Source organism: Allobosea sp. GW822-FHT05A11 (assembly GCF_058800455.1).
Genome location: NZ_JBXAMI010000002.1, coordinates 165110 through 186668 on the forward strand (window position 1 = coordinate 165110; position 21559 = coordinate 186668).

Below are 21559 nucleotides of genomic sequence, written 5' to 3' on the forward strand. Positions count from 1 at the left end.
TCCGGATCGGCGCGGAACAGGGCTGCAAAGTCAATTGTGCTTGATACCAAACTATAAAGGATCAGCAGATATCTGGGTCGCAGAGCTGCTCCAGATTTCTGCTTGATCCCGTGCGAGAGTTGGCAATCGCTCCGCTCGAAAATGCTTTAGGCTTGCCCGGACGGCAGGTCGAATTCCCCGAATTGTCCTCGCATTCTCGCGGTGATCTTCCGGTCGCCCTGCTCAACCGGAACGAGCAGGTTGATTTCCTTGAAGAAGGCCCTCACACGATCGGCCTCTGGATGATGCACAGTGAAGCTCAGGAGAGTGCATCCGCCCGGCGCATCGTCGGATGGATGCAGGTCTTCGTCCCATTGCTTGAAGACAGGCATGTCGACGCTCCATCGCGTCGGAGCAAGAGGGAATTCGAGGTAAGTCCACTCCGTCAGCCGGCCGCTGGAATGCCGCCTTGATCCCCGCTTCTGCTTTGTTTCGATGCCGCGGCTCGACAGAATTTTCTGAACTTCCCGGATATCGCTCGTTTGGACTGCGAAACGATGCATCGTGGGAACCCGGAGCGTGGACAGATACGCGCCGTAATTGCCCGTCTGATCGGGCAGCGCCCCATCGATGGCCAGATAAACGCCATAGCCGAGCTCCGATCCCAGCGCGGCGAGAGCATTGCGGAATCCTTTCTCATGATGATCTCCGTCGAACGCCGGAGAAACACCACTCAACTTTGTGAATTCGGCAACTGCATCGTCCAGCGAGGGGCCAGCCCAGATAACGTGATCGATCTTCGTTTCCATCGCTTTCTCCAAGGCCTGATGTGATGTGAATGATGGACCGCCCACGGCTCAAGACGTTGCTCCGGGAAGGTCGAATTCCCGTATAGAAACGGCAGGCGCCGTCTATTTCCGACAGCCGATCGGCGCAGTATGTTTCCGCTCTACGTTAGTTTTAAGCTTTCTAGAAAAGTATTATTTTCAAAAACCCGCACCCAAATCCGACCTGTTGTCCGAAAGGATACTCGTCGCACAAATATAACCCCAGGTCATGTAGGGTCCGATCGTTGTTCCAACCTGGCTTGGAGTGCGGGTTCCCACCGGATTGGCCATCACATTGCCCGCACAGTACAGTCCTGCGATCACGCTTCCGTCCGAGCGGAGAGCCTGTCCCCGCTCATTGGTCCTGACCCCTCCCTTGGTTCCCAAGATCGACGGTTTATAGCGGATGGCGACATAGGGCGGCGAATCTATCTTGGCCATCAGCCCGTACTTCTTGGCGACCGCCTGCCCATACTGATCTTCGCCGCGGTGAAATTCAGTGTCTTTTCCCCTCCCCGCCATCAGATTGAAGCGCTGGACGGTTGTCTCGAGATTTTGTGAATCGACGCCAATTCTCTCGGCCAATTCTTTCAGACTTGAAGCCTTCACGAGCCAGTTCTTGTCGTAACGGCGGTACCAGTTGATCAACAGCGTGCGCTTCACCATGGGCCAGTGCGTGATAATCCACGCCGGCAGATGCTTCGGCTTCCCGGTTCGAGGGTCCAGTTCGATGACCCGCTCGTTGATTGCGAAACCGTACTCGTTGATGAACCGCCGGCCGGTACGATCGACGATGATCGCGTCGGCATCCATATGTATGACCAGCGGGAGGCCGTGCAGCGCACCTTCGTACTTGATCGGCGGCTGGATCATCACGTTGACTTGGTCCATATGGGCGAAGGCAGCTCCCAATTCCTGGGCCATCTTCTGCCCATCGCCGGTATTTGTTCTCGGGCTGCTGCGGTAATCGATCTCGACCGGGAAATACCTGGCGAGCATGTCGCTATCCCATTCAAAGCCGCCCGTCGCCAGAACAACACCATTTCTGGCGTGAACACGCAGAATGCGACCGTCCTGCTCGCATTCCACACCGACGACCGTGTCGTTTTCATCGGTGATCAGCTTTTTGGCACGGCAGGAGGTCTCGATCCGGCATCCATGGTCGAGGCAGCCCTTCAGTAGGCCGACGATAATGGCAATCCCCCGGGAAACGTCTCCCTTGAGATAGCGGCGCAACATCCTCGCGCCGAAACGGATTCCGCCTTTGAAGGGCGTCCTCAGAATATTGGCCTTCTGGGATTCGCCGTATGTCAGGTTGAGCGGGAGCGTGCTCTTCCTGATATGGTACGCGTACTTGCCCAGGATGTGGCGATTGATCGGTTCGGGACTTAACAGTCTCCCCCGTTTTTTCGCTCCCGGAAGATCCATCATCGGATCGGGAACGTCCGCGATACTGAAGCGCAGAGGCGAGTTTTCCTCGATGAAAGCGAGCATCTTCGGGCCGTTCTCGATCTGCTGGCGAAGTAGCTCCCCTTCCGTGTCGAGCCAGCCCGCCGGAGCGGCGGCACGCACATATTCAAAGGCTTCGGATACGCTGTCTTCGAGGCCGGCCTGGGCCGCGAGATGGTTCGCCGGAACCCAGGTCATCCCGCCCGACATCGCGCTGGTGCCGCCGATCGTCGCCGCCTTCTCCAGCACGACGACGGAGCGCCCCGCAACCGCGAGCCGGAGGGCCGAGGCCAATGCCGCAGCGCCGGAGCCGACCACGGCCACGTCACATGAGATTGTGGAGTTGTCTGCAGGAGCGAATGTTTTCGGCTGGGCTCGGGACATGCTCGTCACTCAAGAGGCAATGGAACCGCGCCGGTAAGCGACCGGCTCGGCTAAGGACGGAACTAACCGCTGCGCTTCGAGAGACGGCCGCACGCTGCGCGAACTCCATCTCCCAGTTGTCGTTTGATGATATTCGATATATCATATCCCACAGTTTCGACCGCGTGAGTCAAGCTGTTTTTGCGCCCACCAGCAGGGCTTTCCCGCGAACCTGCTTCGTCCAACCGAAACGAGCTACCGGCGCAACTCCGCCATTTGCTCGCCTTGGTGTTCCCCCGTGTCGATCAGCCGAGGTGACGCCACGTTGCCCGCTCAGAATATAGGAGCCAGGATTGACAGGCCCGCGCCGACTGCCGTCGTGAACCTGCTAGGCGGCCGTGGCCGGCCAAAGGCAGCGAAGTTGTAGCGAACAATCTTCGCAAGCAACCGCACCATCGTTCTCGAGGCCGATTACGACATCGGTCGCGTCGAATCAGGTAATCGGTTATGTGCTATGAGTTTGACGTCAATCATGTTTTGCTATATGATATTTCAATGAAATGGCAGTGACCATCGCCGATGTAGCAGGATGAGGAATATCCTGGCGTTTGCGTTCCGAGGCCGGGTCGTTTGATTTAAGGGTGAGCTTTGGCCGACACCGTCCTCAGAGGAAGCAGCGTGACGAACGCCGACAATCATTTTCTGCAGAGCGGAGCGATCGAGCCTGTGGCGCGGGACAGCCTGACGCGCATCGTCTACAACAATCTGCGGGTCGCGCTGATGGAGGGCCGTTTCTGGCCGGGCCATCGCTTCAAGATTCGCGAGCTCGCGGCCTCGATGCACGTCTCCGAGACGCCGATCCGCGAAGCGCTGATGCAGCTCGTCCGCGCCCGGGCGCTTGAGCTGATCGACGGGCGCTCGATCATCGTCGCGCATATGTCGCTCGCCCAGTATCTCGAGCTCAGGACGATCCGCCTTTTTCTGGAGGGGCTGGCGGCGGAAAACGCCACGCCGAAGATCAGCGACGAGGGCATCGCGCAGATGGCGGCGCTGCATCAGGAACTCGTCGCGGCCGAAGCCGAGAAGCGCTGGTCCGACGCCGTCCGGGCCAACTGGCGCTTCCACCACCGGCTCTACGAGGCGGCCGAGATGCCCGAGCTCCTGGCGATCCTCGACGACATCTGGATGCGCAACGGCCCGTTGCTCAACTACCATTATCCGCATGCGGCGCCGACCTATCCCGGGCCGCACGAGCATCTGCACATCCTCGAACGCCTCCGCGCCCGCGACGGTGCCGGCGTGCGGGACGCCGTGCAGACAGATATGCGGCAGGGTGGGCTCAAGCTGGTGCAGTTGCTGGAATCCGGTGGCGACACCCGCAACCTGGCGCGCGACGCCGCCCCGCGTCAGCCGCGCCCCCGCGCATCGCGATAGGCCTGCGCGATCGCCACCGCCGTCAGCCCGTAGCGCTCGAACAGATAGGGCGTCGTACCGCCCTCGGCGAAGACGTCGCGCACACCGATGCGGGCGAAGCCGGTCCGCACCCCGGCCTCCATCAGGAGCTCGGCGACGGCGCTACCCAGTCCGCCGACTATCGAGTGGTTCTCGGCGGTGACGACCGCGCGGAGGCCGCCGGCGAGCCGCGCGATCTCGGGATCGAGCGGCTTCAGCGTGGGCACGTCGGCGACGCCGACGACGATACCCTCGGCCGCCAGGATCTCCGCCGCGGCGAGCGACGCCTCGACCATCGCCCCGCAGGCCAGCAGCAGGCCTTCGCCAGGCTGGCGCAGCAGGCGCATGCGGCCGAGCGGCAGGGTGCCCTCCTCCGCGACGATGCCGGCCTCGGTGCCCTCCGCGCGCTTCAGGCGCAGATAGACCGGGCCGTCATGGGCGAGCGCCGCCCGCACCGCGGCGGGGACGGCGGCCGGGCCGCTCGGCTCGATCACCGTCATGTTCGGCAGAGCCCGCATCAGCGCGACGTCGTCGATCGCCTGATGCGAGACGCCCAGCATCGTCGTCAGCCCCGGGATCAGGCCGACGATCTTCACGGGAAGATTCGGATAGGCGACCTGCATCGCGATCTGGTCGTAGCAGCGCCGGGTCGCGAAGACGCAGAAGGAGTGCACGAACGGGATCTCGCCGCTGCGGGCCATGCCGCCCGCGAGCCCGATCATGTTCGCCTCGGCGATGCCGGTCTGGTGGAAGCGGGCGGGCAATGCGTCGCGGAACAGGTCGGTCTCGGTCGACACCGTTAGATCGGCGGTCAGGCAGACGATGCGCGGGTCCCGCCGGGCGAGGCCGAGTAGGGTCTCGCCGTAGAACTTGCGCGCCGGCGCGGCCCCGGCGCCGCGCTGGTTGAAGTCATCGACGGTCAATGTCGGTGGTGCGGCAGGCGTCATGGCCGGTTCTCCGTCGCGAGAGCCTCGCGCGCCATCGCCGCGACCTCCTCGGGAAGCTTCAGGTTATGCGCCAGGATGCCTTCCAGCGCCGGCACGCCCTTGCCCGGCAGCGTGCGCACGACGAGGCAGCTCGGTCGCCCAGCCGTCATCCGCGCCCGGTCTAGCGCGCCGAGCAGCGCGGGGATGTCGTGCCCGTCGACGATCTCCTGCGCCCAGCCGAAGCTGCCGAACTTGCCGGCGATGGGCTCGAGCTTCACCACCGCGTCGACATGGCCCTCGACCTGCATGCGGTTATCGTCGATCAGCAGGCAGAGATTGTCGAGGCCGAGGCTGCCGGCCAGCAGGGCCGCCTCCCAGACCTGCCCTTCCTGCAACTCGCCGTCGCCGAGCACGACATAGACCCTCGCGGCATCGCCGCGCCGCCGCGCCGCGAGCGCCATGCCGATGCCGACCGACAGCCCTTGCCCCAGCGAGCCGCAGGTCGCCTCGATCACGGCGCCGACACGCTCCGAAGCGTTGACCTCGAAGGGCGAGCCGTCCTTGCAGTAATCGGCGATCGCTTCGGCGGGCACGAGGCCGCGCTCGGCCAAGGTCGCGTAGAAGATCGCGGTGTTGTGCGCCGTCGAGAGCAGCAGGCGGTCGCGCGAGACCCAGTCGGGGTCGGCCGGGTCCAGCCGCAGCTCGGCGAAGTAGAGCACGGCGAAGAGGTCGGCCGCGCCCAGCCCCTGCTGGACATAGCCCTGCCCAGTCGGCGCGACGAGGTCGATCACCTTGCGCCGCAGGCGCCGCGCGACTTCGGCGAGCTCGACGGGATCACGCAGGCGCCGCGCCGGTTGCCGCTCGGCCGCTCCACTGTTGGGCATCGAAATCTCCCTTCACGTCCGGCTCGCTAGGGCCATGGACGAGTATGAGTATATGATATATTCAAATTACGTCCAAGGAGGAAGGCGCAATGAGCCTCGTATTCGGTGCGGTCGCCGACGATCTGACTGGCGGCCTCGAACTGGCGGCGATGATCGTCGGGGCCGGGGTGCCCTGCGCCTTCGCCACCGCGCCCCCCGAGCGCCTCGAAGAGCCCGCCATCGTCATCGGGCGGCGCACGCGCGTCGCCGACCCCGCCCTGGCTGTCGCCGATGTCCGGCGTATCGGAGAGTGGCTGCGCGACCGCGGCACGCGCCAGCTCTTCTTCAAATACTGCGCGACCTTCGATTCGACGCCGGCGGGCAATATCGGCAACTGCGCCGACGTCCTGCGGGAACTGACCGGCGGCGCGCTCGCCGCCTTCTGCCCGTCCTTTCCGGAAGCCGGGCGCCGGGTCTTCCAGGGCCACCTCTTCGCCGACGATCGCCTGATCTCGGAATCGCCGAAGCGCCATGATCCGCTGACGCCGATGACCGATCCCGACCTGGTGCGCGTGCTGCAGGCGCAGACGCCGACCAGGGTCGGGCTGATCCCGCAGCAAATTGTCCGCGCCGGGCTCGATGCGATGACGGCGCACTGCCAGCGGCTGGTCGCCGCCGGCATCGGCTTCGCGCTGGCCGATGCCGCCGTGCCGGAGGATCTCGCGTCCCTGGCCGCGCTGACCGTCGACTGGCCGCTGATGACCGGCAATTCCTCGATCGCTGCCTATTATCCGGCGCTGTGGCGCGAGCGCGCCCTGGTCGATCCGCGGCTGCACGCCCCGCGCCTGGCGCCGGTTCCGGGTCCGGGGGTAGTGCTGGCCGGGAGTTGCGCCGATCGCACCCGCCGGCAGCTCGAGATCTTCGGCGAGCAGCGTCCCGTTCTGATGCTCGACCTCGTCGAGGGCGATGCGGACAGGCACGTCGCCGCGGCCCTCAACTGGGCTGCGCCGCGCCTCTCCGAAGGGCCGGTCGCGATCGCGACCTCCGCCGGACCGGAGGCCGTGGCCGCGGCGCAAGCCCGGCTCGGCCAGCGGCAGGCGGCGTCGCTGGCGGAGGAGGTGTTGTCGCGGCTGGCGGAAGCGCTCCGCCGGGTCGGCGTGGCGCGCTTCCTGATCTGCGGCGGCGAGACCTCTGGCGCGGTGCTCGAAAGGCTCGGCATCACCTCGCTGCAGGTCGGCGCCTATCGCGCCCCGGGCATCTCGCAGGCGCTGGCGGATGGGCCCGTCCCCCTGGCCTTCTGCCTCAAATCGGGAAAGCTCGGGCCGGAGGACATGCTGCTGCCGATGCTCGCGAGCATGGAACAGGGAGAACGGGCATGACCGCCGCCGCTAAGGAGCACGAGGCACGCGCCGAGCTCTGCCGGATCTACCGGGCGATCGAGGAAGCGGGCCTGAGCATCGGCAACGCCGGCAATATCAGCGTCCGCTTCGGAGAGCACATGCTGATCAGCCCGACCGGCGCAGACGGCGCCACGGTCAAGCCGGAGGATTTCGTGCTGGCGGGCTTCGATGGCACAGCGCTGTCCCACGGCATCCCGTCGAGCGAATGGGCGATCCATGGCGGCATCTATGCGGCCGGCCTCGGCGAGGCGGTGATCCATGCCCATCCCGATGCCTGCGTCGCGCTCTCCTGCCTGCGCAAGCCGATGCCGCCCTTCCATTACATGGTCGCCTCCTTCGGCGGCCACGAGGTGCCGTGCGCGCCCTATGCCCCTTTCGGCACGCAGGCGCTCGCGGACGGCGTGGTCGACACGCTCGGCACGCGCTTCAACGCCTGCCTGATGGCCAATCACGGCATGGTCTGCCAGGCCCACACGCTGCAGCAGGCCTTCGCCCGCACGGTGAAGCTCGAGATGCTGGCGCGCCAGTACCTCCTCGCGAGGCAGGTCGGCGACATCGTCGCGCTGACGGCGCAGGAAATGGATATCGTGCTCGGCCGCTATGCCGAATACGGCCGCGGCCGGCTCCCCAGCGTCTGAATTGTTTCCCGACGGGGATGCGGGCATCATCATCGTACTGGCGGAACACACGGCATCGGCCAGGCCCGCGTCGAGTGGCTGGCGGTGCGCGACGTGATCTTCACAGAGCGCGATCGCGAAGCGGGCCAGACGCTGGCGGCCGCCCACTCCGGCGCGCATTTTGTCCCCGGCGATGTCGCGAGCAAGGCCGATTGCCGGCGCGTCGTCGAGGCCGCGCTCGATTTTGGAAAGGGGCGGCTCAGCTTGAGCCAATCCTACGCGCCGCAGCGGATTCCGGCCGCACTCGCGGCCCAATTGATGATGACCGAGGTGAACTTCACTATCATCCTTAGCGGCATCATCGACTGAGAAATGGTAAGATCGTACGCCCGCTGAGCCGAGGTGGCTCGCCCTACACTGCGCCTTCGAGGGTTGCTCGGAGTGGCCGAGCCGATCCTCACCGCAGGAGGACGAGCTGTGGGGCATTGTAGCGAGGTTTTTGTCGGGATCGATGTGGCGAAGGTGCGGAACGCCATTGCCGTCGCTGACAGCGAGCGCGGCGGCGAGGTGCGCTTTTTCGGCGAGCTTGACGCCGTAGAAGAGAGCATGCGTAGGGTGGTCACGCGGATCGCTGCAAGCTGCGACCGCGCACATTTCTGCTACGAAGCTGGACCGACGGGGTACCGGCTGCATCGCCTCATCACGTCGATCAGCTACCCCTGCACGGTGGTCGCATCGTCACTCATTCCGAGGAAGCCGGGGGACCGCGTCAATACCAACAGGCGCGACGCCATCGCCTTGGCGAGGCTTTTTGCGGGCTGGCGAACTCGCGGTGGTGTGGATGCCCGACGAAGGCCATCAGGCGATGTGTGATCTGGTTCGTGCCTGGGCGCTGCGGCAGGTCACGTCGATCTTCGAGGCGAAGCGGCAGCAACCGGACCTGGCGATCACTATGCTGGAGCGGCATGTGAATTCGATCCAGCTGGCCACGTCGTCATCCTCAGCCAAGCCAGAGAAGACGGCATGGCGCATCTCGACCCTCGCGGCATTCTCGTGCACCGCCTCGCAGGGGATGATCTACCGACGTGGCCTTTGGCACCACCCGATCATGGCGGTCGGCACGGATGCCAGCTTTCTGGTTCAGTCCTGGCAAAACGGGACGGTAACCGACTGCGAGATCCTCGCGATCGAGCCCAGGGCATTAGTCTAGGTGCGCAGCCTACTCGTCGTCGGAATCGGGAGCTAGACGAGCATCGGCATGGGCTCGATCGTGCTTTTTTCGACGATCGACGCTCCATTCGTCACACCAGCAGAGGGGGAGATCGAGATCTTAAATGGCTGATATCGACCCGCTCGCACGCCAACTGAAAGCGGGGCGAGGCCAAGCGCCGCAGTGTAGATCTCGACCCGGATGCCAGCGGGTTCGATCGAGCGGAGCGCCACTGGACCATGATCCCGGAAGGCCGTGCCAAACTCTTCCGCTGTGACCGAGCCGAGCTCGACGACGCCATTGAACCTGTTGCCATTCCACCAGAGCCACAGTCCGACGCTTTTCCACCATGCAGACCGGAGTCGTTGGTAGGCAAGGACGTTATGGATTGCCCGCCTACGTCTCCCGACATCAGGAAAGCTGCCAGTCGCTCGTCCCATTCCAATGACACAAAGGCGTCGCGGCTCCACTGCTTCAATGCGGCGGGTCATGTGCAAGGAGTATCTCCAGGCACAGGCTGGACAAGACGGTCGAGCGCAGCGGTGCGCGGATGAACAGGATGATGGCATCCCGTATTTAGCCGTTCGATGGCTGGGCTAAATAGTGGATGCAACCGCCCTACCCCGGCCATCAGGAACAATGCGTCGCGCTTGCCGAAGCCCGTCGCCGAAGCCATCCGCACACCGTCCGGCAGCGCGGCCTGCTCCGCAGCCTGATGCCGGACGATGAGTTCCTCAGGCAGTTGAGCGAGCGCCGGCAATGGCTTGCTGAGAATTGCCGCGGGTCGTTCTGGGTCGATGACCTCCGAGAACGGGGTGTCGAAGTCGGCAAGGTATACAGGTTTGCAGATATCCAGGACGCGGACTGGTTCCGCTACCGGTTCTGACGTCCGTCAAACTCTTCGGCCTTCGATACTCGGTTACCGAGCTTGCGCCGCGATTGCAGCGAACGCTGCCTCGGCTGCCTTGAAGCGCGTTTCGGCCTCCAACTTTAACCGCGGCGGATGACGATCCGGGTGCAATCGCGCGCGATAAGCCTTTTGCGCGGCGGCAACGACGAACTCTGGAGCGCCCGGCGACAGCCCCACACGCCGATAGAGCGCGATACGCTCTGCCTCGGCGGGGCAATTCGCTGAAGCGGGTCCACGGCTCGCTGCAGCCCTCAGTCTCTCAATCTCTGCCTCGGCCTCGGCGACGATGGTCTCGAGAGCGCTCACGTAGGCTGGATCGACATCGTTTCGTCGCTGAGGCAGTCGCGTCGCGTCAATGCCGCCGCGAACGTGCAGCCACCATCCGCCGAGCAGAGCTGCTACCGCGATGCAGATCAGCAGCACTCCAGCCCACACCGGCAGCGATATCAGCCATCCCAGTGCGACGAGTACGACGAGCGCCCGCATGTTCACCGCCTGCCAAAGAGCAAAACCGGCAACAGGTTTGAGCGACCGATCAACCTGCCGCGGTGATCACGCGTCTCGCTCGATCGAGAATCATAGACGCCGGCGAGCGTGCCCTGCTTGGTTCGCGCAATCAGCTTGCCCGATAGGCGTTGAAGCTCGATCGAGCCGACCACGATGCCGTGTCGGTCACGGACGACTTGGCGCGCAGGTACTGTATCGTAGTGGGCGACAGCGTCCATTACGCCGCCTCCTCGCCGTGCAGTTCCGTCTCCAACTCGTCGAGCAGCCGCTCCACATCCTGGTCTTCGCCACGGGGCACGGCGGGCCGCTCGACAAAAATCGTGCTGGGGAAATGATCGAGGAGACCGTGCAGGCCGGGCTGATCATCCGACGAGAGCGGGCTGATGCGATACAGGATCCCGAGTTCGTCGAAGCGCTGCCGGATCGCGCCGGCGACCGTCGCGCTGACCCGCCGGTTGCGAGGTCGGAACAGGGTCTCGCACTGCCAACGATACTCTGAACCAGCCCGAACCAGTGCCAGATCGGCGACGGCCTCCTCGCCTTCCCTCACCCACTCGACCAGTGCGCGCTCGCCGGTGAAAGCGAACGACAAGAGACTACTCGCGCAATTCCTGAAACGACGCCCCAGGCTCTCCTGATCGGCTCCGATCCGAACCTTCAGATCCGGATCATCAGCGGGGATCGGGATCGGCACCGGCAGTCGAACCTGTCTCTTAAGCCACGTCTGAGCCCATTCGCCGATCGTCACGCCTCTGACGTTCGCAGGCAATTGATCCAGACTGGCGCGCACATCCTCGTCGCTGGCGTCGCAGAGCGTGCGAAGCAGCACGACAAACGAGTTCAGCGCCGGCACTTCAAGAGGCTTGGCCCGCTCGAGCACCGCACGGTGCACCAGCACATCATCTAGCTCCGCAGCCATCAGCACGTGTTCGGGCCGAACCAATCCTGTGAGTTGGCCAAGCGCCTTGGCGCGCTTTCGATTCTCCGGGCGAGCGAACAGGTCGAATGCCACCCGGTAGAGCTCTTTCCGGTGAAACGGCGCGCCGCCGACGCGAGCAAGGAGGCCGACCAGACCTTGAGGGCAACTGCCGTAGAGCGCTTGGAGCGTTTGGACTGGCTTCATCTGGATCAGAGCGCGAGCGACCTGTGCCAGCGGATCAAGATGCCGGCTTCCCGCGAAGACGTCCGGCGCGCACTCCTCGACACGACTGAGAAACGCTTTGGGATGATCAAGGTCGATCGCAGCCGCCGCCAAAGCTACCACCTGACGCGAGAGATCCGTGGCGAAATACTGATTCAGTATGAAATGTGGCAGGCTGGCTTCGAGCCTAGCGGCAAATTGAAGAACATCACCATGGAGGCCACGGGGATGAAAAGGCTGCCGATCGACTTGTACCAATGCTCACTCTCCACGTCTGTTACGCGGACTGAGCATCGCTTAGATTTCGCCTTTGCCAAGCAAAAGATGCGAACTCATTCTGACAGACAAGCCCAATTCGGTTGCTAGATGAGCGCGTTACGACGTTCAAGCGACGCCAGCACATCGGGTATAAACCCCTCGACGCCATTATTCGAGCTGTCCCAGGGGATGCACCCCGTTACCGGATCTGCCTTCTTCAAACGCACCTCCCAGACCATCACCTCAGGTTCTTCCCGGTTACGAATACCGTCGCAGTGCCATTCCTCGTCAGCAATTGCCTGCCGACTGATAGGACCTTGCGGCTGCTTGAAAAAGCCACGAGCCTGGAATTCGATCAAGCGGTCAAGAGCGTCTTGATGGCTCGTCGCAAGCACGTTCCAGTCCAACGACTCTCCGTCATCGGTACATGCAACGACATGGTAGAGTTTGAGATGCACGGTTGGTCCCGCGACTTCGACATTATTGATCATGCTATGCCTCCAAATTCGATACGAACGTCGCGGCATCTTCACGGCGCTCGAAGACGACCCATCCCGAATGGGCGTCGTAGATTGCTTGGTCTGGGATCAGCTTCCGTATGGACGCAGGCAAGCCCTCATCGCCGTGGAATTCCTGGCGGGGCGCATCCCAGTTCCACAGATCGGTAATGTCGACAATGAATTCGTAGTCGTTCGCTTCAGCATGAGTGACCCGATCGTCATCGACGCTGTAACTGCCGATTCCTGGGAACTTGGTCCAGATTTCGCAAGCCGGCACCTCGTTCGGATCATCGTATATTTCTCTAGTCATATCTTATTTCCGTTCTTGAAGGTTGATCAAAACACTCAATCGTTCCAGAGTGGACGTAGCAGTCGTAACTGTCGTCAAACGCCGCATCATTCAAACCATCTTGATCCATATTTTTAACATCGACGTTATTTTTGGCTGCCCACTGGTAACGCCATGACGTTTTGGCGGCATCATCATCTACTTCCGATCTAAAGAAGATAATCGTATCCACTTCTCCGTTTTGAATAAGGAAGAATTCGGTCAGGTGTTCGCGTCAGAATTTCTTCGACTGAACAGGTAGGCTTCATTGACACGATTGTTCGTATCGTCTCTCGTTCAGGCACGATCTCGCAGGTTGCGCCATTGACGGCGCAACTCGTGCTCATGATTACATCGATTAGAGTGACACTCGACTCGTGGAGTCAGTCATCATAACCTGATGGTCATTTTGAGAGCTCGTCACCGACGGCTCCCGCGAACGGCTTGCCGTCTAGGCGCCGTCAGTCAATCTTTGACAACTTGGCCGCGCGTCCCATCCAGGGCTTGAGCTGAACAGCCTGGATCCAGTCGGAGAGCGTCGGAATGAAGCCGCCGAAATCTTCGGCGACATGCTGTTGGGCGACCCAGCGAGTTGGAATGGTGCGCCCATCGCTAGTGATTAGCGTCGGACCAAAAGCCGTAATGCACTCAGCTATGCCAAATGCGTGATGGCGCACCAAGCGGTGCCGCCCGTCGCAGCTTGCAGATTTGCTTGCATCGAACCAGCTGTGGATGCGCAAATAATCAGAGGCCTGCCCACCGAACTTGCGTACACTCGAGAGGCTATGGTGATGAGGATCCGCCATTGTCAGAGGCTCAAAGTTTGGTCGTCGGTTGCAATGTACCGCGCAGAGTGGTCACACGTGATCGCCCCCGAAGTTACATTGATGGAAACTTCGCCGGACGAACCCTCATTGGTGTCCCAGTCTCCAAAATTTTCGTATGCAACATCATAAAACCAATCCTCCAATAGTTTACGTAGAGTAATATTCCCTTTTGATTTAGTATCAATTTGGTCTTCGATGGTTTTATCGATATCTAATTTCATTCCATCTGCATCAAATACTTCGATTTCGTCGATATTGCCCTCATCGCCATAGCCTTCGTAGCTCAATGACACCGTTGCGGCGCCCGCTGCGGTCAGCCCATTCAATAGTTGGCGGCGAAGTTTTACGCTCCAATCGCCATCTTCTTCTTCGGCCTCTTCGTCTTCTTGGTCTCGCCCTTCCTCAGCGCAGGCCTCTTCTGGGACTTTGTTGTCCCCGTTGGCTAGCACGGACACAGAAACCGACTGACCAAGCAGGCGAGACAATCCTACCTCTAACTGGCTAATCGCATCATCATCCAATATCCTTGAGATATTATATGTATAAATTCGATCTCTTGGCATTGTAACAGTTATTTTTTTCAGAAATTTACCTCCTATACCTCTCATAAAATCTTCAACAATCTTGTCATCATTGATCAAATCGTGGATTTTTATTAGAAACGATACTTCATATGAGGAAATTTTGTTCGGCATTTTTGTCTCCAATAAAGTCATGTATTTTCGTTCTGCGCCGATGCTCGACCAGATCGTCAGTTCTCAACTAGTTGACAGGAAATGAATGGCGACGGATCAGCTCTTGCCGCTTTTTCGGCTTGAGCGAGATCGATCTAAGCGAGCTCAGCCAAGGCTTCCGCGCACGGAATCCTTGCATGACTTGACGCTTATTCAGTATAAATTGCTGACAACGTAAAACGGCCGTCAGTTTATGTTAGGCCGTCGGGCGAGCGCTGATTCGAACTTCGCTTGCCGGCCGTGCCACCTTATGACACCGTCCAATCAGCACGTCAACACGCAAAAGAGACTTCATGCAAAAACAAACGGCTGCCGAACAGCTCAGGAGTTTGAGTGCGGCGCTCAGGATCCTGAGGCATGGCATTGAGGAGATGCCGACGGCTTGGGCATTGATCATTCTGGGTGTTGCAGAGCGTCCCGGCTGCACGAGTGCGTGGCTTGCTGAGCACGCGGGCTTGTCGATATCGGTCGTGAACCGCGTACTGCAGGAACTGGGCGCCGAGAGCGCTCGTGGTGGTGATGGCGCTGGGCTGATCGACGGCGCAGCCGATCCAATCAACAACAAGCGCAAGATTTGGCTGCTGACGGAAAAAGGCCGAGCTCGGATCGAAGAGATGCTATCTACCGCTTTCGAGACAAACCTCCCCTACGGCGGCGTGACGATCACGACATATCGTTCAGCGTTCGCCACGAGCGAGGGCCTTCCGTGTGTCCGGACAGACTACTTTAATCAGTCGCAGCTAAAGCGGATCAAAGCCGCCGCCAGCAAGCGATTTAGCGCCTTCAGCGGCGAGAACCTAGTGGCGTTTCCGTTTAAGCCGGCAGAGGCTCTCATCGGGCCACAACGGGGCGACGACGGCGAGAGCTACCACGGTCTGTCGGGCTGGGTAACGTCGCGACAAGGTCGATGGTTTGAGATGCCAACGATCTATCCGCTCGACGGCGGAGTGGCCCTAGCCGACTTTGACGACCCGAACGATGCATTCCATTTTGTGCTCCGGTGGCGCGGGGTCCACGAGTAGCGGGCAACGCCCCGCGCAAACCTATCATCCAACCGGCGTTCTGACCGCTCGTTGAGCTCTTGATCATGACGAAGTCGTCAACTCTCTGGCCACGTAGGTCGGGCCCCTCCTCGACGAGCGCCGGGGCATCGACCACCGCATGCCAGACGTCAGGCCGCCTCCTAGTGGGTCGGCGAGGCCTGTAGCAACCGCGCCTCCCCACAATCGCCACGAGAGCTGGAACTTAAGCTAAGCTGTATCGGTCTCAGAGCCATTGCCAGACTTTGGCAAAAGCCCTGCTCGATCCTCAACGCGCCGGACCAGTTGAGCGTCGCGGAAAACATACCCAATCGTCGCGCCACGGATCATCACGAACACCTCACCGCGGGCGCCGAAAGCGATGCGCTCCACAATCTCACGAAGCGTCTGCTGTAGCGCTGACCGGATCGCATATAGCTGCTTCGGCTCGGCGTCAGCCTGGGTTTTCATCAACCGGCGCATCTGCTCTTGGCGATCTTCTGGAGGGGCAGCACCCCGTAGCCGACGCAACGTCTCTTCCTGCTGAGCTAAATCGATGGCCAAAGTCCGCAGTTCGCGCTCGGCCTCACCCGCGAGCTGACGGGCGCGAGCTGATCCTTGTTCGACCACCATCTCAAGGAGGTTGTCCACCCGTTTGGCCAGCGCCTCGCGTTTCACCCGCATATCCGCGACCACATTGATCAGGTTCTGGACTTCGACGGGGTCGGTGTCGCGAAGGTCAAGCTCGGTCACGAACTCCAGAAGTCCAGGCTCCCAGGTGTCGATCATGAACTGGCTGGTGTTGTCGCAGACACCAGTTCGAGCCCCAGCGCACATGAAGAACGCTCGGTTGCGGCGCTTCGCGCCCCTGTCCCTCACATTCATCGGCGAGCGGCATTTCAGACAGACCGCGAGGCTGCCGAACAGGTTGGCGATCTTGCTGCCCTTACGCCCGGCCAGATTCGCAGGCCCGGCCATGCGGCGAACGTCCATCGCAGCCCGGGTGCGGTTCCACTGATCGTCGTCAATCACCGGGGGGTAGTAATCTTCGATCACTGGGCCATCCGGGACGCGGCGGGTGGTGCGCTCACCGTCCACCATGACGACCTCCATCCGATTCGGCTGATAGTGGCCGCGCACGGCGATTGAGGTCAGATATGCCCGGATGGTGCCGCCATGCCAGTCGCGGCCACCGCCGAACGTGGCGAACTTCACCGGGTTGGTCTCACGGTCAGAGTTCAGGCGTCGCGCAATGGCGTCGCAGCCGATGCCCTGCTCGCTTTCCCGGAAGATCCGCTGGATGATCTGGACACGCGCCGGAACTTCCTCGAACTCAGTCCGGGTTGCATTAAGTTCGAGCCAACGGGGTCCGCGAGCGGTCAGCTTCTGAATACCAGCCCGGCCTTTTTCGCGCTTTTGGGTCCACTTTTCGCGCTGACGCACGAGTTTCATGCGCGATTCGTCGTGCGCTCTCGTCATGATCGAGAGGCTGATGATCAGTTGTGCGGGATCGCTGTTCACTTCCTCCCACGTGTACTTTCTATCATCTGCGACCGTGTGGATTTCGATTCCGGCTTCCAACACTTCACTGAACAGACGCTGGGCCAGCATGACCTTGTCCCGCGACAGGCGATCCAGACTCTCCACGATCAGGTGACTGCCGCGTGGAATCCGGCCCGACCTCACAATCTCAAGAAACCGAGCGAGGACGCCGCGCAGACGGTTCGCGCCCGAGAACCCGCTGACGCCGATATCCTCCAGGGTGTGGTCCAACACGAGCCCTTTGCGCTCGCAGTAGGCGGCGGCGAGTTCGGTCTGGCGACGATGACCGTCGCCGTTTCTTTGGGTTCGGCTCGATAGGCGTACGTACGAGAATGCGAGCGGCCTATCTCCGGGCTCAATCACGATAGTCATCAAAGGCTTCCGGGCGATCGTTGTTGCTGCCCCGACTTAGCATAATTGGATATCATGTCACGATGTGATAGATGCCGGCGGCGCGCAGGTCGTTGTTCGTCGCTTCGGTGATCAGGCCGCGCTTGCCGGTGACGAGCGCGGCGGCGACCGCCCCGCCCTGCCCGCCCCCGACCTCGGCGATGCGCTTCGTCAGCGTGTTGCGGGCGCGGTCGATCATCACATCGATCGCAAGGCGCGTCGGCATCGGATGGGGCGCGGGCGCGAGCACGATCTTGCCGGAGATGCTGCCGACGGCGCCGATCCCGCGGAAGAAGGCATCACGGCCGAAATCATAGCCGCCGGCCCGCGCCGGTCCCGGCGGCGGCAGCAAGCGCGCCGTGGCAATGATATGGTCGCCCGGTGCCACGGAGCCTTGCCGAATATTGACACGGACGCGCTTCGGGCGCTCGGGCTGAGGCACATTGGCGATCTCCGTCACCAGCAGCACGAGCCGCGCGCCCTTGTCGCGGGCCTCGACGCTCTCGATGAAGCCGGAGAGCTTGCCGATCCGCGGCCGCTCCAGCATCGGCGCGGCGATATCGGCCGTGCGCCAGACCCCGGCGGCGAAGCCGGCGAAAGCAGCGGCTGCGGCGAGGCAAGCCATCGCGGCGAAGCGGCGCAGGCGGAGGGCGAAAGCGAGTGCAGTACTCAGGGCCAGGCCGAGCAGCGGCGCCCAGAGCGCCGGCTCACGATCGGCCGCGAAATAGAGCAGGATGCCGGCGCCCATCGCGATCGGCAGCCAGAGGAAGGGACGCCGTCTTTCGGCCTCAAGCGCGAAGCCTTGCTGGAGCTGAAGCCAAAGCTGCCGAAGCAGGGAGCGAAGACCTGCCGCCAGCGAGGCCGGGACATGGAGGCGAGCCGGCAAGGCATCGGCGCGCGCGCCGCGCCAGCTTCCCGATTGCCCCTGCCCCGGCGGCGCCGGCTGCATCGCCCGCCTCCCCTGCCGGCGCTGCGATTTGACCGCTTAACGTTTCCGGCCAAGCCATGTTACAGGGCGCGCGCCGGTTGTCATGTCTCAACCTGCGCCATCCCCTGTCTTGCCCCGGACGGCCCACGCCGCCCGGCCGGAGTTTCCTCCCATGAGCAACGCCGTCGTCACGCGCTTTGCGCCCTCGCCCACCGGTTTCCTGCATATCGGCGGAGCCCGGACCGCGCTGTTCAACTGGCTCTATTCGCGCCGGCAAGGCGGCAAGATGCTGCTGCGCATCGAGGATACCGACCGGGAACGCTCGACCGACGCGGCGATCGCCGCGATCCTCGATGGGCTGGAATGGCTCGGCCTCGATTGGGACGGGCAGACCGTCTACCAGTTCCAGCGCGTGGCGCGGCATCGCGAGGTCGCCGAGCAGATGCTGGCCGCCGGCAAGGCCTATCACTGCTATGCGACCCAGGCCGAGCTCGAGGAGATGCGCGAGAAGGCACGCGCCGAGGGCAAGCCGCTGCGCTATGACGGACGCTGGCGCGACCGCGATCCGGCGACGGCGCCGGAAGGCGCGAAGCCGGTGATCCGCCTCAAGGCGCCGCAGACCGGCGAGACCGTGGTCAATGACGAGGTCCAGGGCCGCGTCGTCTGGCAGAACGAGAATCTCGACGACCTCGTGCTGCTGCGCTCGGACGGCACGCCGACCTATATGCTCGCCGTCGTCGTCGACGATCACGACATGGGCGTCACCCATATCATCCGCGGCGACGACCACCTGACCAATGCTGCCCGCCAGACCCAGATCTACGAGGCGCTGGGCTGGGACGTGCCGAGCATGTCGCATATCCCGCTGATCCACGGCTCGGACGGCGCCAAGCTCTCGAAGCGCCATGGTGCGCTCGGCATCGATGCCTATCGCTCGATGGGCTACCTGCCGGCGGCTCTGCGAAACTATCTGGTGCGGCTGGGCTGGAGCCATGGCGACCAGGAGGTCTTCTCGACGCAGGAGATGATCGACGCCTTCAATCTCTCCTCGATCGGCCGTTCGCCGGCCCGCTTCGACTACGCCAAGCTGGAGAACCTCAACGGCCTCTACATGCGCCAGTCCGATGATGTGGAGCTGCTCGCTGCGCTCAAGGTCATCCTGCCGGAGATCGGACCGGCGCGCGGGCTGGGGCCGACGCTCTCGCCGGAGCTGGAAGCGAAGTTCCTCGCCGCCATGCCCGGCCTCAAGGAGCGCGCCAAGACGCTGATCGAGCTGCTCGACAGCGCTTTCTATCTCTATGCCCAGCGCCCGCTGCAGCTCGACGACAAGGCCAAGGGCCTGCTCGACGAAGCCGCGCGCCAGCGCCTGCCGAAGATCGCGGAGAAGCTCGCTGCCGTCGACGACTGGACGCCTGCGCCGCTCGAAGCGGCGGTGCGCGCCTATGTCGAGGAAAGCGGGCTCAAGCTCGGCCAGGCCGCGCAGCCGCTGCGGGCAGCGCTGACCGGCCGGGCGATGTCGCCGGGCCTCTTCGACGTCATGGCGGTTCTGGGTCGTGAAGAGACGCTGGCGCGGCTCGCCGACCAGGCTGCGTGAACAGCACCGATCCGGGTTTCCATCCCTGCGGAAATCCACCCCCGACGTTCCCGCCGCCGTCCCGCAAAAGGCGGCAGCGGCGACGCTCGCGCAGATATGAGCGCAGCGCGGTTCAAACCGCCTTTTGGCTCGGTTGAATGCACTGCGCAAATGGTCTAGTGACGCGCATGTGCATTGCGCCGCGGCAACGCGACCGGGCACGAATATTGCTTGTAAATCAGTCACATGGACCGACTTCTCCCTTCTCCTTCCGACATGTGTTCGTCATATCGCGGCCTTCGGATGAGAGATGCCCGGCGCGCAAGCGCGGAGAGGCGGAACCGGGGCTGAACAGCAGCGAGCCTTGAAAGGATCGGTATCGATGAGCGGAAATACCAGCCAGCTCCAGGTCGGCGACAAGACCGTCGACATGGCGATCAAGGAGGGGTCGGTCGGCCCCGCCGTCATCGACATCGCCAAGCTCTACGCCCAGACGGGCATGTTCACCTATGATCCCGGCTTCACCTCGACAGCGAGCTGCGAGTCGCAGATCACCTATATCGACGGCGACAAGGGCGTGCTGCTCTATCGCGGCTACCCGATCGAGCAGCTCGCCGAGCACGGCGACTTCCTCGAGACCTGCTACCTGCTGCTCGAGGGCGAGCTGCCGACGGCCGCCCAGAAGGCCGATTTCGACTACCGCATCACGCGCCACACCATGGTGCACGAGCAGATGGCCCGCTTCTTCCAGGGCTTCCGCCGCGACGCGCACCCGATGGCGGTGATGGTCGCCTCGATCGGCGCGATGTCGGCCTTCTATCACGACTCGACCGACATCTCGGACCCGCATCAGCGCATGATCGCTTCGATGCGCATGATCGCGAAGGTGCCGACGCTCGCCGCGATGGCCTACAAGTACACGATCGGCCAGCCCTTCGTGTATCCGCTGAACTCGCTGGACTACACCTCGAACTTCCTGCGGATGTGCTTCGCGGTGCCGGCCGAGGAGTACAAGGTCAACCCGGTGCTGTCGCGCGCGCTCGACCGGATCTTCATCCTGCACGCCGACCATGAGCAGAACGCCTCGACCTCGACGGTGCGGCTCGCCGGCTCCTCGGGCGCCAATCCCTTCGCCTGCATCGCGGCCGGCACGGCCTGCCTGTGGGGCCCCGCCCATGGCGGCGCCAACGAAGCCGCGCTCAAGATGCTCGAGGAGATCGGCTCGGTCGACAACATCCCGAAATACATCGCCAAGGCGAAGGACAAGAACGATCCGTTCCGCCTGATGGGCTTCGGCCACCGGGTCTACAAGAACTACGATCCACGCGCGAAGATCATGCAGAAGACCACGCATGAGGTGCTGAACGAGCTCGGCATCAAGGACGACCCGCTGCTCGACGTCGCGGTCGAGCTGGAGCGCATCGCGCTGTCGGACGAGTACTTCATCGAGAAGAAGCTCTACCCGAACATCGACTTCTATTCGGGCATCACCCTCAAGGCGATGGGCTTCCCGACCTCGATGTTCACGGTGCTCTTCGCGGTTGCCCGCACCGTCGGCTGGATCGCGCAGTGGAAGGAAATGATCGAGGACCCGTCCCAGAAGATCGGCCGCCCGCGCCAGCTCTATACCGGCTCGGCACAGCGCGACTACCCGCCGATCGGCCGCCGCTGATCGCAGGGATATCGGCTATCCGGAAAGGCGCGCGGCGAAAGCCTCGCGCCTTTTTTCATGGTGAATTGGCCGTGATCGCCCCGGGGGCGCTGATTGTCCAGGGAGCCGCGCCGTCATTCCAACGCCGTCATGCCCGCCCTTGTG

At 62.6% G+C, this 21559-nt stretch carries 24 protein-coding genes and 1 pseudogene; 10 read left to right on the forward strand and 15 right to left on the reverse strand.

Translation table 11 applies throughout. The annotated features are described in order from the left end of the window. Nucleotides 1-146: 146 nt before the first annotated feature. Together AC1RLU_RS06160 and AC1RLU_RS06165 are read right to left on the reverse strand one after the other, a co-directional pair. Nucleotides 147-788: a VOC family protein gene (locus AC1RLU_RS06160; protein ID WP_492794494.1), complete on the reverse strand. Its 642-nt coding sequence runs from the start codon at nt 786-788 to the stop codon at nt 147-149. Between the two features lie 177 nt (nt 789-965). Beyond that, nucleotides 966-2639, reverse strand: coding sequence for an FAD-dependent oxidoreductase (locus AC1RLU_RS06165; RefSeq protein ID WP_492794495.1), 1674 nt, complete (start codon nt 2637-2639; stop codon nt 966-968). A 657-nt stretch (nt 2640-3296) separates the two neighbouring features. On the opposite strand from AC1RLU_RS06165, the gene AC1RLU_RS06170 reads away from it, so the two are divergent. Then, nucleotides 3297-4052: a GntR family transcriptional regulator gene (locus tag AC1RLU_RS06170; RefSeq protein WP_492794497.1), complete on the forward strand. Its 756-nt coding sequence runs from the start codon at nt 3297-3299 to the stop codon at nt 4050-4052. Here the strand turns inward: AC1RLU_RS06170 and AC1RLU_RS06175 are convergent. Both AC1RLU_RS06175 and AC1RLU_RS06180 read right to left on the reverse strand, forming a co-directional pair. Continuing rightward, nucleotides 4025-5017: a transketolase family protein gene (locus AC1RLU_RS06175; protein ID WP_492794499.1), complete on the reverse strand. Its 993-nt coding sequence runs from the start codon at nt 5015-5017 to the stop codon at nt 4025-4027. The two genes, AC1RLU_RS06170 and AC1RLU_RS06175, sit on opposite strands and share 28 nt — an antisense overlap. Beyond that, nucleotides 5014-5880 (reverse strand): transketolase, encoded by an 867-nt coding sequence (locus AC1RLU_RS06180; RefSeq protein WP_492794500.1) that lies wholly within the window; start codon nt 5878-5880, stop codon nt 5014-5016. The genes AC1RLU_RS06175 and AC1RLU_RS06180 overlap by 4 nt, the downstream gene beginning before the upstream one ends. Before the next feature lie 89 nt (nt 5881-5969). Between AC1RLU_RS06180 and otnK the strand changes: the two genes are divergently transcribed. The 5 genes and pseudogenes from otnK to AC1RLU_RS06205 all read left to right on the forward strand — a co-directional run bounded on the left by otnK (nt 5970) and on the right by AC1RLU_RS06205 (nt 9086). After that, nucleotides 5970-7238 carry a 3-oxo-tetronate kinase gene (otnK, locus tag AC1RLU_RS06185; RefSeq protein ID WP_492794502.1) on the forward strand — a complete coding sequence of 423 codons (1269 nt, stop codon included), beginning with the start codon at nt 5970-5972 and terminating at the stop codon, nt 7236-7238. After that, nucleotides 7235-7897 (forward strand): class II aldolase/adducin family protein, encoded by a 663-nt coding sequence (locus AC1RLU_RS06190; RefSeq protein WP_492794504.1) that lies wholly within the window; start codon nt 7235-7237, stop codon nt 7895-7897. The genes otnK and AC1RLU_RS06190 overlap by 4 nt, the downstream gene beginning before the upstream one ends. A gap of 84 nt (nt 7898-7981) precedes the next feature. Further along, a complete protein-coding gene (locus tag AC1RLU_RS06195; RefSeq protein ID WP_492794505.1) occupies nt 7982-8245 on the forward strand; it encodes a hypothetical protein in 264 nt (87 codons plus the stop codon). 108 nt (nt 8246-8353) lie between these two features. Continuing rightward, nucleotides 8354-8768, forward strand: a pseudogene (locus AC1RLU_RS06200) (transposase); the annotation flags it as partial. After that, on the forward strand, nt 8742-9086 hold the full coding sequence (locus AC1RLU_RS06205; protein WP_492795230.1) for an ureidoglycolate lyase: 345 nt from the start codon (nt 8742-8744) through the stop codon (nt 9084-9086). The pseudogene AC1RLU_RS06200 and the gene AC1RLU_RS06205, both read left to right, overlap by 27 nt. Nucleotides 9087-9118: 32 nt before the next feature. On the opposite strand, the gene AC1RLU_RS06210 is transcribed toward AC1RLU_RS06205, so the two are convergent. Beyond that, nucleotides 9119-9577, reverse strand: a complete 459-nt coding sequence (locus AC1RLU_RS06210) for a hypothetical protein (RefSeq protein ID WP_492794507.1) — start codon at nt 9575-9577, stop codon at nt 9119-9121. A 116-nt stretch (nt 9578-9693) separates the two neighbouring features. Between AC1RLU_RS06210 and AC1RLU_RS06215 the strand changes: the two genes are divergently transcribed. Next, the gene (locus AC1RLU_RS06215) at nt 9694-9972 is read left to right on the forward strand and encodes a hypothetical protein (protein ID WP_492794508.1); all 279 of its coding nucleotides are present in this window, start codon (nt 9694-9696) and stop codon (nt 9970-9972) included. A 33-nt stretch (nt 9973-10005) separates the two neighbouring features. Here the strand turns inward: AC1RLU_RS06215 and AC1RLU_RS06220 are convergent, their stop codons facing one another. The 8 genes from AC1RLU_RS06220 to AC1RLU_RS06255 form a co-directional block, all read right to left on the reverse strand. After that, nucleotides 10006-10482: a hypothetical protein gene (locus AC1RLU_RS06220; protein ID WP_492794510.1), complete on the reverse strand. Its 477-nt coding sequence runs from the start codon at nt 10480-10482 to the stop codon at nt 10006-10008. 2 nt (nt 10483-10484) lie between these two features. Continuing rightward, entirely contained in the window at nt 10485-10721 is a 237-nt protein-coding gene (locus tag AC1RLU_RS06225; protein WP_492794512.1) for a hypothetical protein, read from the reverse strand. Next, a complete protein-coding gene (locus tag AC1RLU_RS06230) occupies nt 10721-11902 on the reverse strand; it encodes a hypothetical protein (RefSeq protein WP_492794514.1) in 1182 nt (393 codons plus the stop codon). Before AC1RLU_RS06230 ends, AC1RLU_RS06225 begins: the two co-directional genes overlap by 1 nt. Nucleotides 11903-12006: 104 nt before the next feature. After that, nucleotides 12007-12393, reverse strand: coding sequence for a hypothetical protein (locus tag AC1RLU_RS06235; RefSeq protein ID WP_492794516.1), 387 nt, complete (start codon nt 12391-12393; stop codon nt 12007-12009). Nucleotide 12394: 1 nt separating this feature from the next. Beyond that, complete coding sequence (locus AC1RLU_RS06240; protein WP_492794518.1) at nt 12395-12712, reverse strand: hypothetical protein; 318 nt, start codon at nt 12710-12712, stop codon at nt 12395-12397. Further along, nucleotides 12705-12923, reverse strand: a complete 219-nt coding sequence (locus tag AC1RLU_RS06245) for a hypothetical protein (RefSeq protein ID WP_492794520.1) — start codon at nt 12921-12923, stop codon at nt 12705-12707. The genes AC1RLU_RS06240 and AC1RLU_RS06245 overlap by 8 nt, the downstream gene beginning before the upstream one ends. Nucleotides 12924-13191: 268 nt before the next feature. Further along, on the reverse strand, nt 13192-13536 hold the full coding sequence (locus tag AC1RLU_RS06250) for a DUF6915 family protein (RefSeq protein ID WP_492794521.1): 345 nt from the start codon (nt 13534-13536) through the stop codon (nt 13192-13194). A 2-nt stretch (nt 13537-13538) separates the two neighbouring features. Then, on the reverse strand, nt 13539-14273 hold the full coding sequence (locus AC1RLU_RS06255; RefSeq protein WP_492794522.1) for a DUF6878 family protein: 735 nt from the start codon (nt 14271-14273) through the stop codon (nt 13539-13541). 311 nt (nt 14274-14584) lie between these two features. Between AC1RLU_RS06255 and AC1RLU_RS06260 the strand changes: the two genes are divergently transcribed. Further along, on the forward strand, nt 14585-15313 hold the full coding sequence (locus tag AC1RLU_RS06260; RefSeq protein WP_492794523.1) for a hypothetical protein: 729 nt from the start codon (nt 14585-14587) through the stop codon (nt 15311-15313). A gap of 228 nt (nt 15314-15541) precedes the next feature. Here AC1RLU_RS06260 and AC1RLU_RS06265 read toward each other — a convergent pair whose 3' ends face one another. Together AC1RLU_RS06265 and AC1RLU_RS06270 are read right to left on the reverse strand one after the other, a co-directional pair. Next, on the reverse strand, nt 15542-17224 hold the full coding sequence (locus tag AC1RLU_RS06265; RefSeq protein WP_492794525.1) for a recombinase family protein: 1683 nt from the start codon (nt 17222-17224) through the stop codon (nt 15542-15544). A 52-nt stretch (nt 17225-17276) separates the two neighbouring features. Next, on the reverse strand, nt 17277-18191 hold the full coding sequence (locus AC1RLU_RS06270) for a DUF4131 domain-containing protein (RefSeq protein ID WP_492794527.1): 915 nt from the start codon (nt 18189-18191) through the stop codon (nt 17277-17279). A gap of 151 nt (nt 18192-18342) precedes the next feature. On the opposite strand from AC1RLU_RS06270, the gene gltX reads away from it, so the two are divergent. Next, nucleotides 18343-19764 (forward strand): glutamate--tRNA ligase, encoded by a 1422-nt coding sequence (gene gltX, locus AC1RLU_RS06275; RefSeq protein ID WP_492794529.1) that lies wholly within the window; start codon nt 18343-18345, stop codon nt 19762-19764. Between the two features lie 361 nt (nt 19765-20125). Then, nucleotides 20126-21415, forward strand: coding sequence for a citrate synthase (gene gltA, locus AC1RLU_RS06280; protein WP_061968050.1), 1290 nt, complete (start codon nt 20126-20128; stop codon nt 21413-21415). The last annotated feature ends 144 nt before the right edge of the window (nt 21416-21559 follow it).

Excerpts from the sequence above, each read along its gene's own strand:
- AC1RLU_RS06160 (WP_492794494.1), bottom strand. The coding sequence starts at position 788 with ATGGAAACGAAGATCGATCACGTTATCTGGGCTGGCCCCTCGCTGGAC.
- AC1RLU_RS06165 (WP_492794495.1), bottom strand. The coding sequence starts at position 2,639 with ATGTCCCGAGCCCAGCCGAAAACATTCGCTCCTGCAGACAACTCCACA.
- AC1RLU_RS06175 (WP_492794499.1), bottom strand. The coding sequence starts at position 5,017 with ATGACGCCTGCCGCACCACCGACATTGACCGTCGATGACTTCAACCAG.
- AC1RLU_RS06180 (WP_492794500.1), bottom strand. The coding sequence starts at position 5,880 with ATGCCCAACAGTGGAGCGGCCGAGCGGCAACCGGCGCGGCGCCTGCGT.
- otnK (WP_492794502.1), top strand. The coding sequence starts at position 5,970 with ATGAGCCTCGTATTCGGTGCGGTCGCCGACGATCTGACTGGCGGCCTC.
- AC1RLU_RS06190 (WP_492794504.1), top strand. The coding sequence starts at position 7,235 with ATGACCGCCGCCGCTAAGGAGCACGAGGCACGCGCCGAGCTCTGCCGG.
- AC1RLU_RS06205 (WP_492795230.1), top strand. The coding sequence starts at position 8,742 with ATGTGTGATCTGGTTCGTGCCTGGGCGCTGCGGCAGGTCACGTCGATC.
- AC1RLU_RS06210 (WP_492794507.1), bottom strand. The coding sequence starts at position 9,577 with ATGACCCGCCGCATTGAAGCAGTGGAGCCGCGACGCCTTTGTGTCATT.
- AC1RLU_RS06215 (WP_492794508.1), top strand. The coding sequence starts at position 9,694 with ATGCAACCGCCCTACCCCGGCCATCAGGAACAATGCGTCGCGCTTGCC.
- AC1RLU_RS06220 (WP_492794510.1), bottom strand. The coding sequence starts at position 10,482 with ATGCGGGCGCTCGTCGTACTCGTCGCACTGGGATGGCTGATATCGCTG.
- AC1RLU_RS06225 (WP_492794512.1), bottom strand. The coding sequence starts at position 10,721 with ATGGACGCTGTCGCCCACTACGATACAGTACCTGCGCGCCAAGTCGTC.
- AC1RLU_RS06235 (WP_492794516.1), bottom strand. The coding sequence starts at position 12,393 with ATGATCAATAATGTCGAAGTCGCGGGACCAACCGTGCATCTCAAACTC.
- AC1RLU_RS06240 (WP_492794518.1), bottom strand. The coding sequence starts at position 12,712 with ATGACTAGAGAAATATACGATGATCCGAACGAGGTGCCGGCTTGCGAA.
- AC1RLU_RS06250 (WP_492794521.1), bottom strand. The coding sequence starts at position 13,536 with ATGGCGGATCCTCATCACCATAGCCTCTCGAGTGTACGCAAGTTCGGT.
- AC1RLU_RS06255 (WP_492794522.1), bottom strand. The coding sequence starts at position 14,273 with ATGACTTTATTGGAGACAAAAATGCCGAACAAAATTTCCTCATATGAA.
- AC1RLU_RS06260 (WP_492794523.1), top strand. The coding sequence starts at position 14,585 with ATGCAAAAACAAACGGCTGCCGAACAGCTCAGGAGTTTGAGTGCGGCG.
- AC1RLU_RS06265 (WP_492794525.1), bottom strand. The coding sequence starts at position 17,224 with ATGACTATCGTGATTGAGCCCGGAGATAGGCCGCTCGCATTCTCGTAC.
- AC1RLU_RS06270 (WP_492794527.1), bottom strand. The coding sequence starts at position 18,191 with ATGCAGCCGGCGCCGCCGGGGCAGGGGCAATCGGGAAGCTGGCGCGGC.
- gltX (WP_492794529.1), top strand. The coding sequence starts at position 18,343 with ATGAGCAACGCCGTCGTCACGCGCTTTGCGCCCTCGCCCACCGGTTTC.
- gltA (WP_061968050.1), top strand. The coding sequence starts at position 20,126 with ATGAGCGGAAATACCAGCCAGCTCCAGGTCGGCGACAAGACCGTCGAC.